The 9,953-nt window shown below is 72.0% G+C and carries 4 protein-coding genes; all 4 read left to right on the top strand.

All coding sequences use genetic code 11. From position 1 onward, the window contains the following. The first annotated feature begins 2 nt into the window (after nt 1-2). From ACFY2X_RS02475 to ACFY2X_RS02460, 4 genes are read left to right on the top strand one after another with little or no spacing between them, the layout of a single operon-like run. On the top strand, nt 3-188 hold the full coding sequence (locus ACFY2X_RS02475) for an MbtH family protein (RefSeq protein WP_389931295.1): 186 nt from the start codon (nt 3-5) through the stop codon (nt 186-188). Nucleotides 189-193: 5 nt separating this feature from the next. Further along, a complete protein-coding gene (locus ACFY2X_RS02470; RefSeq protein WP_389931292.1) occupies nt 194-3,328 on the top strand; it encodes an amino acid adenylation domain-containing protein in 3,135 nt (1,044 codons plus the stop codon). After that, on the top strand, nt 3,325-8,850 hold the full coding sequence (locus ACFY2X_RS02465) for an amino acid adenylation domain-containing protein (RefSeq protein WP_389931290.1): 5,526 nt from the start codon (nt 3,325-3,327) through the stop codon (nt 8,848-8,850). The genes ACFY2X_RS02470 and ACFY2X_RS02465 overlap by 4 nt, the downstream gene beginning before the upstream one ends. Beyond that, complete coding sequence (locus ACFY2X_RS02460; protein WP_389931288.1) at nt 8,847-9,821, top strand: TauD/TfdA family dioxygenase; 975 nt, start codon at nt 8,847-8,849, stop codon at nt 9,819-9,821. Before ACFY2X_RS02465 ends, ACFY2X_RS02460 begins: the two co-directional genes overlap by 4 nt. Nucleotides 9,822-9,953 lie beyond the last annotated feature (132 nt).

Raw genomic sequence — 9,953 nt, 5'->3', positions numbered from 1 at the left:
CCATGACCGACCACCCTTACTTGGTCGTGCGCAACGACGAGGAGCAGTACTCGATCTGGGCCGAGGGCCGGACCCTCCCCGCCGGTTGGTACGACGCCGGTTTCAGCGGAACCCGGCAGGAGTGCCTGGACCACATCGAGACGGTATGGACTGACATGCGCCCGCTCAGCCTGCGCCAGGGCGGGTGACGGGAGTGACCGCCAAGGAATGGGAGGCTCCCGCCTCGTTCGGCCAGGAACGGATCTGGCTGGCCGACCAGATGGACCCCGGCTCGCCGGTGTTCAACCTGCAGTGCGCGCTCACGGTCCCGTACGCGATCGAGGCCGATGAGATCGTCGCGGCGCTGAAGACCGTCGCCGAACGGCACGAAGTGCTCCGCACGTCCTTCAGGGTCGTCGACGGCACGCTCCGCCAGGTGGTGCACGCCGAGGTCGACCTTGACGTGCGGGTGCACGACCTGCGGGCGCTCCCGGACGACGAGCGCAGGACCCAGGCGTACGGCCACGCCCTGGCCGCCACCAAGGCCGCGATCCCCACCGACCGTGCCCCGCTGTGGCGGGCCACGGTGGTCAGGACCGAGGACGCGCGCTGGCTGGTGAACCTCGTGATCCACCACGCCGTCTTCGACGCCGCCTCGTCCGTCATCCTCTCGGGGGAGATGGCCGAGCTGTGCGCGGCCGCGGCGGCCGGACGGCCGGCCGAGCTGCCCGAACTGCCCATCCAGTACGCCGACTACGCCGCCTGGCAGCGCGGCCAGCTCACCGGCCAGGCGCTGACCGAGCAGACGGACTACTGGCGGGCGCGGCTGGCGGGGCTGCCCGCCGTGCACACGCTCCCCACCGACCGGCCACGGCCCGCCCAGCTCGGCTACGCCGGTGACGAGGTCCGTTTCACGATGCCGGAGGGGCTGCAGGAGCTGGTCACCGCAGCGGGACGCCGCTCGGCCGCGACGCCCTTCATGGTGTATCTGACGGCGTACGTCGCGCTGCTGTCCCGGCTGTCCCGCGACGACGACACCGTGATCGGGGTGACCATGAGCGGCCGGGACCTGCCGGAGGTCGCCGGGCTGGTCGGCATGTTCATCAACCAGATGGTGGTGCGGGCGGACACCTCGGACGACCCGACCTTCGCCGGGCTGCTCGGCCAGGTCCGCACGACCATGCTCGACGCCATGGAGAACGGTCAGATCCCGTTCCAGGCGGTCGTGGAGGCGATCGCGCCGCAGCGGGATCCGGGGGTGCAGCCGCTCTACCAGATCGGCTTCAACTACATCCCCGACTCCGGCATCGAGCCGATCCCCTACGTCACCTCGAAGGACGACCTGGCGTTCGACCTGACCGCCGGGGTCAGCCGGCTGCTGTACCGCACCGACCTGTTCGACCGGGGAACCGCGGAGACGTTCGTCGAACGCTACCTGCGCGTCCTGGCCGCCGGTGTGGCCGATCCGGAGACCCGGATCGGCGACCTGCCGCTGATGGACGAGGCCGAGCGCGCGTCCCTGCTGGAAGCGGGGACGCAGGAGCCGCCGCGCGAGCACGCCACGGCCCTCCAGATGGTGGAGGCGCAGGTCGCGCGCACTCCGGACGCGACCGCCGTGATCGTCGGCGACCGGCGGCTGACCTACGCGGAGCTGGACGAGGCCGCCGGCCGGGTGGCGGACCGGTTGCGCCGGTCGGGCGCCGGCCCCGAGTCACTGGTCGCGGTGTACGCCGAGCCGTGCCTGGAGCTGCTGCCCGCCCTGCTGGGGGTGTGGAAGGCCGGAGCGGGCTACGTGCCGGTGGATCCGGCCTATCCGGCCGACCGGGTGGCGTACATGCTCGCGGACTCCGCCGCAGCGGTGGTGCTCACCCAGCGGCACCTGGCGGACGCCCTGCCTGCCGGCGGCGCGACCGTGCTCGCCGTCGACGACGCCGGCGAGTGGGCCGAGCGGCCGGACGCCGGCTCTCCGCAGGCGGCCGGACCGGGGAACGTCGCGTATGTCATCTACACCTCGGGTTCGACCGGCACCCCCAAGGGAGTCGTGGTCGAGCAGGGTTCGGTGGCCGCCTATCTGGCGTGGGCCGGCACCGCCTACCCCGGCCTGGCCGGGCAGGCGCTGCTGCACTCCCCGATCTCGTTCGACCTGACCGTGACCGGCCTGTTCGGGCCGCTGACCGTCGGGGGAGCGGTACGGCTCGCCGCCCTCGACGAGGGTGCCGCGGCCGGTGACCGGCCGACGTTCCTCAAGGCGACCCCCAGCCACCTGGCGCTGCTGGCGGCGCTGCCCGACCAGGTGGCCCCCAGCGCCGACCTGGTGCTGGGGGGTGAGGCGCTGTCCGCCGATGCGGTCACCGCCTGGCGGGAACGGCACCCGGGCGCCACCGTCGTCAACGAGTACGGTCCCACCGAGGCCACCGTCGGCTGCGTCGTGGCCGGCGTGGCACCGGGTGAGGAACTGCCGGTCGACCAGGCGGGTTCGGTCGGGATCGGCCGTCCGGCTCCCGGTAACGCCGCCTACGTGCTGGACGGCGGGCTGCGGCCGACACCCGTCGGTGTCGTCGGCGAGCTCTACGTCTCCGGCCCCCAGGTCACCCGCGGCTACCTGAACCGGCCGGGTGCCACCGCCGCCGCCTACATCCCGTGCCCCTACGGGCCTCCCGGCCGCCGGATGTACCGCACCGGCGACCTGGCGCGCCGGCGGGCCGACGGGAGCCTGGAGTTCGTCGGCCGCGCGGACGACCAGATCAAGCTCCACGGCTACCGCATCGAACCCGGCGAGATCGAGACGGCTCTGCGCGCGCAGCCCGGCGTCCGCGACGCCGCCGTAAGCGTCCGCGAGGACACCTCCGACGGCAGGCGGCTCGTCGCCTACCTGGTCGGCGAGGCGGACGTCACGGCGGTGGACGACGCGCTCGCCGCCACCCTGCCGGCGCACATGATCCCATCCGGCTACGTCCTCCTGGACGCCCTGCCCCTGACCGCCAACGGCAAGCTCGACCACGCCGCGCTCCCCGCTCCGACGATGGCCCCGGAGCGCAGGTACATCGCGCCCCGCACCGCCGCGGAGGAGCTGGTGGCGGAGGTGTTCGCCGAGCTGCTGGGGGTGGAGAAGGTCGGCGCCGAGGACGACTTCTTCGAGCTCGGCGGCAACTCCCTGCTGGCGATCCGGGCCATCGCCAGGATCCGCGGCCAGATCGAGGTCGACATCCCGGTTCGCGGGCTGTTCTCCTACGCCACCGTCGCCGATCTCGCGGCCGAGATCGAACGGCGGCTCACCGAAGACCTCGACCAGCTCAGTGACGAGGCTGTCGAGCGGCTACTCGCAGCGGAAGGTGACGGTCGAGCATGACGACCACCCCGGAGACCCCTCCACCGCCCCAGTTACCGACTCCTTCGCGGCCCTCCTCCGCCGAGGCCCGACGGGCGCTGCTGGAGCAGCGGCTGCGCAGGCGCGCCGCCACCACCGTGGCGCCCCGCCCCGAGGGAACCGCCCCGCCCCTGTCCTACCAGCAGGAGCGGGTCTGGTTCATGGAGCAGTTCGCGCCGGGCACGAGCCAGTACAACATCCCGGTCCCGATGCGTCTCACCGGAGAGCTCGACCTCGAACTGCTGGACCGGGCCCTGCAGACGCTCCCGGCCCGGCACGAGGCGCTGCGGATGCGGTTCCCCGCCGACGCGGAGGGCCGGCCCACCGTCCACGTCGAGTCCTCCGTCGCGGTGCCGCTGCGCGTGGTGACGGCGGACGGCGAGGCCGCGGCCCAGGCGCTGATCGACGAGGCCGCCACCGAGCCCTTCGACCTGGCCGAGGGGCCGCTGCTCCGCGCCCTGCTGGTCAGGCTGGCCGACGACGACCACCGGCTGCTGGTCAGCACCCACCACATCGTCGGCGACGGATGGTCGGTGGACCTGCTGCTGCGCGACCTCGCCGCGGCCTACCACGTGCAGCGCGCCGATTCGCAGGCCACGCTCCCCGACCTGCCGATCACCTACGGCGACTTCGCGCACTGGCAGCGGCAGACCCAGACCGGTCCCGAGCTGGACCGCCAGCTGAGTTTCTGGAGCGACCGGCTCGCCGGCGTGCCGGCCCTGGAGCTGCCCGCCGACCGGCCGCGCCCCGCCACCCAGGTCTTCGACGGCGACTGGCACATCGTCGACGTCGACGCCGAGCTGACCGGCGCGGTCAACCGGCTCTCCAGGGAGCGCGGCGCGACCCTGTTCATGACGCTGCTCGCCGCCTACCAGGTTCTGCTGGCGCGGCACTCCGGCCAGGACGACTTCGCGGTCGGCTCCTCGTCGGCGGGCCGGTCGCTGGCGGAGCTGGAGAACGTGGTCGGCATGTTCGTCAACATGCTGCCGATGCGCGCGCGTCTCGACGACGACCCCACCTTCGACGAGCTGCTCGAACGCACCCGGGTCAGCGTGCTCGACGCCTTCGACCACGCGGAGGTGCCGTTCGAGCAGCTGGTCAACGCGCTCGGCGTGCCCCGCGACGTCAGCCGGTCACCGGTGTTCCAGGCGATGTTCGCGCTGCAGAACTACCAGATGGGCAGGATCGCGGACGCGGGAAGCTCGGACCTGCGCATCGCGTGGCTGCCGATGGACCTGCGGGCCACCCGGTTCGACATCGAGCTGCACGTCATCGAGGTGCCGGACGGGCTGATCGTCAAGTTCGTCTACAACACGGCGCTGTTCGACGAGGCGACCGTGGCGAGGATGGCGACCCGCTTCGTCACCCTCCTGCGGGCGATCGTCGCCGCCCCCGCCACCCGGATGTCCGAGCTGCCGATCCTGGACGCCGGCGAGCAGACGCTGCTGGTGGACGTGTGGAACGACACCGGTGCCGAGCTGGACGGGGAGGCGACGCTGCACGGCCTGATCGAGGATCAGGCCGCCCGGACCCCCGACGCGGTCGCGGTGACCTTCGAGGGCCGCCACCTGACCTACGCCGAGCTGAGCGAGCGGGCCAACCGGGTGGCGCACCGGCTGCGCCAGATGGGAGTGGGACCGGAGACGCTGGTCGGCGTCTACGCCGAACGCTCGGCCGAGCTGGTGGTGGCGCTGCTGGGCGTGCTCAAGGCGGGAGCGGCCTACCTGCCGCTCGATCCGGAGTATCCGGCCGACCGGCTGGCGTTCATGATCGACGACGCCGCCGCCCCCGTGGTGCTCACCCAGGGGCACCTGAGGGCGACCGTCCCGGCCACCGACGCGACCATCCTGGACCTGGACGAGCCCGGCGAGTGGGCGGACCAGCCCACCGACAATCCCCGGCCGCCGGTCACCTCCGGCAACGCCGCCTATGTCATCTACACCTCGGGGTCCACCGGCCGGCCCAAGGGCGTGCCCAACACCCACCGCGGCATCGTGAACCGGTTGCAGTGGATGCAGCGGACCTACCAGCTGGGCGACGACGACGTCGTGCTGCAGAAGACCCCCGCCGGGTTCGACGTGTCGGTGTGGGAGTTCTTCTGGCCGCTGCTCACCGGGGCGCGGCTCGTGCTCGCCAAGCCGGGCGGGCACAAGGACGCGGCCTACCTGCGCGAGCTGCTGATCGCGGAAAACGTGACCACCGCCCACTTCGTCCCCTCGATGCTGGCGGTGTTCCTCGCCGACGACGAGAAGGCCGCGGCGGACTGCACGGGGCTGCGCCGCGTGATCTGCAGCGGCGAGGAGCTCCCCGTGGCCACGGCGGCCACGTTCACGACGGCGCTTCCGAACTGCGAGCTGCACAACCTGTACGGTCCCACCGAGGCCGCCATCGACGTCACCTCCTGGCACTGCACCCCCGAGGCCGTCGCCGAAGCGGTCACCCTGCCGATCGGCGCCCCGATCGCGAACATGCGGCTCTACGTCCTCGACAAGCATGGGAACCCCACCCCGATCGGCGTGCCCGGCGAGCTGCACATCGGCGGGGTCGGGGTGGCCAGGGGCTACCACCGCCGCCCGGCGCTCACCGCCGAACGGTTCGTCCCCGACCCGTTCGGCACCGACCTGGGCGCCCGGCTGTACCGCACCGGCGACCTGGCGCGCTGGCGCCGCGACGGGAACCTGGAGTTCCTCGGCCGCATCGACCACCAGGTGAAGCTGCGCGGCCTGCGCATCGAGCTCGGCGAGATCGAGACGGCGCTGCGGGACAGCGAGGGCGTCGCCGACGCGGTGGTGATCGTCCGCGAGGACACCCCGGGGGACAAGCGGCTGGTCGCCTACCTGACGACCTCCGGCGAGGCGGAGATCGACGTCGCCGAGCTGCGGGTCGCGCTGAAGCAGGGCCTGCCCGACTACATGGTGCCGACGGCGTTCGTCACCCTGGACGCGTTCCCGCTGTCCCCCAACGGCAAGCTGGACCGCAAGGCGCTGCCGGCTCCGCAGGCGACGCGGGACGCCACCGCCGAGCTGGTCGAGCCGGAGACCGCCACGGAGCGGATGCTGGCCGAGATCTGGACCGAGGTCCTCGGCGTGGAGCAGATCGGCGTCCACGACGACTTCTTCGACTCGGGCGGCCACTCCCTGCTCGCCACCCAGGTGGTGGCCAGGATCCGCAAGGCGTCCGACGGCTCGGGACGCCCGGTCGGCGTGATGGACCTCTTCCAGAACCGCACCATCCGCGAGCTGGCCACCTTCATCGACGCGGGCGCCGACGCGGCGGCCGGACCGCAGCAGCTGCTGTACGAGCTGACCCCGAAGGGCGCCAAGCGCACCCTGTCCTACGTCTGCGTCCCGTACGGCGGCGGCAGCGCGATCGTCTACCAGCCGCTCGCCGACGCCCTCCCCGCCGGGCACGCGCTCTATTCGGTGGCCATCCCCGGCCACGACGTGGGCCTGAACGAGGAGGCGCTGCCCTTCCACGAGCTGGTGGACCGGATCGCGGCGGAGGTCCGGGAACGGGTGGACGGCCCGCTGGTCCTCTACGGGCACTGCGGCGTCGGCAGCGCCATCGCGGTCGGTGTGGCACGGAAGCTGACCGAGGCCGACCGGGACGTGGACGCGGTCTACATCGGCGCCATGTTCCCGTTCGCCCGGATCAAGGGGGCCGTCGGCAGGCTGCGGACCCGGCTGGAGAAGCTGCGCAGTAACCGCCAGTACGCCAACTGGCTGAAGGGCATGGGCGTCGACACCGACGAGCTCGACCCGGAGCAGGCCGACCGGATCATCGGCAACATGCGCGCCGACTCCCGGGCCGCCGAGGAGTATTTCACCGAGCTGCTCGACCAGCACCCGGAACCGCTGCGGGCTCCGATCATCTCGGTGGTCGGCTCCGAGGACCCGGTCACCGACTACTACACCGAGCGGTACCGGGAGTGGGAGTTCCTCACCCGTACCACCGGGCTGGTGGTGCTCGACCGGGCCGGCCACTTCTTCCTGAAGCACCGGGCGGAGGAGCTGGCCGAGATCGTCACGAGCATCCACCCGGCGATGGCCCGGCGGGAGACCGCCGAGTACGGCGCCGCCGGACGGGGCTCCGACGCCGCCTGGGCGCTGCAGGACACGCACTACCCCGCCGAGCCCGGCCAGGCCGCCGGAACGCGCGCGGTGGAGCCGAGCGGCCGCAGGTTCCTCAGCGTCGCGATCGGGCAGCTGGTGTCGGCGACCGGGTCGGCGCTGACCGGCTTCGCCGTACCGGTGTGGCTGTTCGACCGGACGGGGTCGGTGGCCGACCTCGGCCTGCTGTGGGCGCTGACGCTGATCTCCGGGGTGGCGATGCTGCCCATCGCCGGACCGCTCATCGACCGGTTCGACCGGCGGCGCGTCATGCTCGCGGCCAGCAGCATCTCGGGCGTGATCCAGCTCTGCATCACGCTGTTGCTGGTGGCCGGTCAGCTGGACCTGTGGACCATCTACCTGCTGCTGCCGCTCAACTCGATGGCCGGCACCTACCAGCGGCTGGCCTTCCAGACCGCGGTGCCGCAGCTGGTGCCCAAGCGCTACCTGGGCCATGCGGTGGGTCTCACACAGCTCACCAACGGGTTCGCGATGCTGTTCGCCCCCCTGATGGGCGCCGGGCTGTACGTCGCGATCGACCTGTCCGGCATCCTGGCCATCGACGTGGCGAGCTACCTGTTCGCCATCGTGGTGCTGCTGGTCGTCCGCTTCCCCGACACGCTTGGCTTCCGCCGCAAGGAGACGCTGGTCACCTCGATCAAGGAAGGCCTGCGGTTCTCCTGGAACCTCCGCGGGTTCCGCTCCATGATCGTCTACTTCGCCGTCGCCAACGTCTTCCTGGGGCCCGCCCTGGTGCTGACCGTTCCGCTGACGCTCTCCTTCGGCACGGTCGACCAGGTCGCCCAGGTGGCGGTGGCCGAGGCTCTGGGCGCGGTGGCCGGCGGAATCGTGATGGCGCTCTGGGGCGGTCCCCGGAAGCGCCGGATGGTCGGCGTGTTCCTGGGCAACCTGGGGATGGCCGCCGGATGCCTGGTGATGGGCCTGCGGCCGTCCCTGATCGTGGTCGCCTTCGGCGTCTTCTTCATGGCGATGGCGATGACCATCTCCCAGGGCATCTATGTGACGCTGGTCCAGGTCAAGGTGCCGCAGCGGTTCCACGGCCGGGTGCTCGCGCTCAACCAGGCCATCTCGTGGTCCACGCTGCCGCTCGGGTTCGCCGTGCTGGCGCCCCTGGCCACTTCCCTGTTCAACCCCATGCTGCAGCCGGACGGCGCGCTCGCCGGCTCGGTCGGCGCGATCATCGGCACCGGGGACGGGCGAGGCGTCGGCCTCACCTACATCGTCTTCGCGCTGATGATGGCCACGGTCACGGTCTGCGCGTCGACCGTCCGGTTGCTGCGCCGCTTCGACACCGAGGTGCCCGACTCGCTTCCCGACGACCTCATCGGCATGCAGGAACGGCAACGTCGCCTGAAAGGAACCACCACATCATGACGGATGTCATTCCCGCGGAGCTGGCCCAGCTCGGGCCCGTGACCGGACATCTGGACGGCAACGACCACACCACCATCGCGGTGTACGGTCTCGGACCGGACATGACCGACCATCTCGGCTGGGTGAAGACCCACCGTGAGGGGCTCCGGGCGGGCCTGGCCACGTACGGCGCGGTGCTGCTCCGCGACCTGCCGGCTGACCTCGACCTGTTCGACCAGATCGTCCGGGCCGTCGGCGGTGACCCGCTGCGCTACACCGAACGCTCCACCCCGCGCACGTCGGTCACCGAGTCCATCTACACCTCCACCGAGTATCCGGCCGACCAGCCGCTCCCGATGCACAACGAGAACTCCTACTCGGACACCTGGCCGGGTCACCTGTTCTTCTACTGTGACGTCGCCGCGGCCACGGGCGGGGCCACGCCGATCGCCAACAGCCGCGCGGTGCTCCGCATGATCCCCGAGGAGGTGCGGAACCGGTTCGCCGACGGCGTCGTGTACGCCAGGGCGTTCCGGGAAGGGCTCGGCCTGTCCTGGCAGGAGTCGTTCCAGACCGACGATCCCGCGAAGGTCGAGGAGTACTGCGAGCAGCACGGGCAGACGTTCGAGTGGACCGAGGACGGCCTGCGCACCAGGCACCACCGGCCCTCCTGGCAGACCGAACCGCTCACGGGGGAGCAGGTCTGGTTCAACCAGGCCAACCTCTTCCACGTCACCAGCCTGGACGAGGAGGTCCGCGAGGCCCTGCTGTCGCTGTACGACGAGGCCGACCTGCCCCGGAACGCCTATCTGGCCGACGGCACCGCGATCGACCCGGCCGACCTCGCCGCGGTCAAGGCCGCCTATGACGAGGTCTCCTTCGGGTTCCCCTGGCGCCGGGGCGACCTCATGATCATCAACAACATGCTGTGCGCGCACGGCCGGGACCCGTTCACCGGCCCCCGCCGGATCCTGGTCGCCATGACGGCCTGATCACCGGCCCCGGAGGACGCTGCCGGGGGGGGGGGGCCCCCCCCCCCCCCCGGGCCCCCCCCCGGGGGCACCCCCCACACCCCCCCCCCCCCGCCCCCCCCCCCCCCCCCCCCCGCCCCCCCCCCCCCCCCC

The organism is Streptosporangium sp. NPDC000396 (assembly GCF_042898655.1).
Classification (GTDB): Bacteria; Actinomycetota; Actinomycetes; order Streptosporangiales; family Streptosporangiaceae; genus Streptosporangium.
Note: the sequence above shows the minus strand (reverse complement) of the source record. Positions and strands in the feature narration are given on the sequence as shown.

Excerpts from the sequence above, each read along its gene's own strand:
- ACFY2X_RS02475 (WP_389931295.1), top strand. The coding sequence starts at position 3 with ATGACCGACCACCCTTACTTGGTCGTGCGCAACGACGAGGAGCAGTAC.
- ACFY2X_RS02465 (WP_389931290.1), top strand. The coding sequence starts at position 3,325 with ATGACGACCACCCCGGAGACCCCTCCACCGCCCCAGTTACCGACTCCT.
- ACFY2X_RS02460 (WP_389931288.1), top strand. The coding sequence starts at position 8,847 with ATGACGGATGTCATTCCCGCGGAGCTGGCCCAGCTCGGGCCCGTGACC.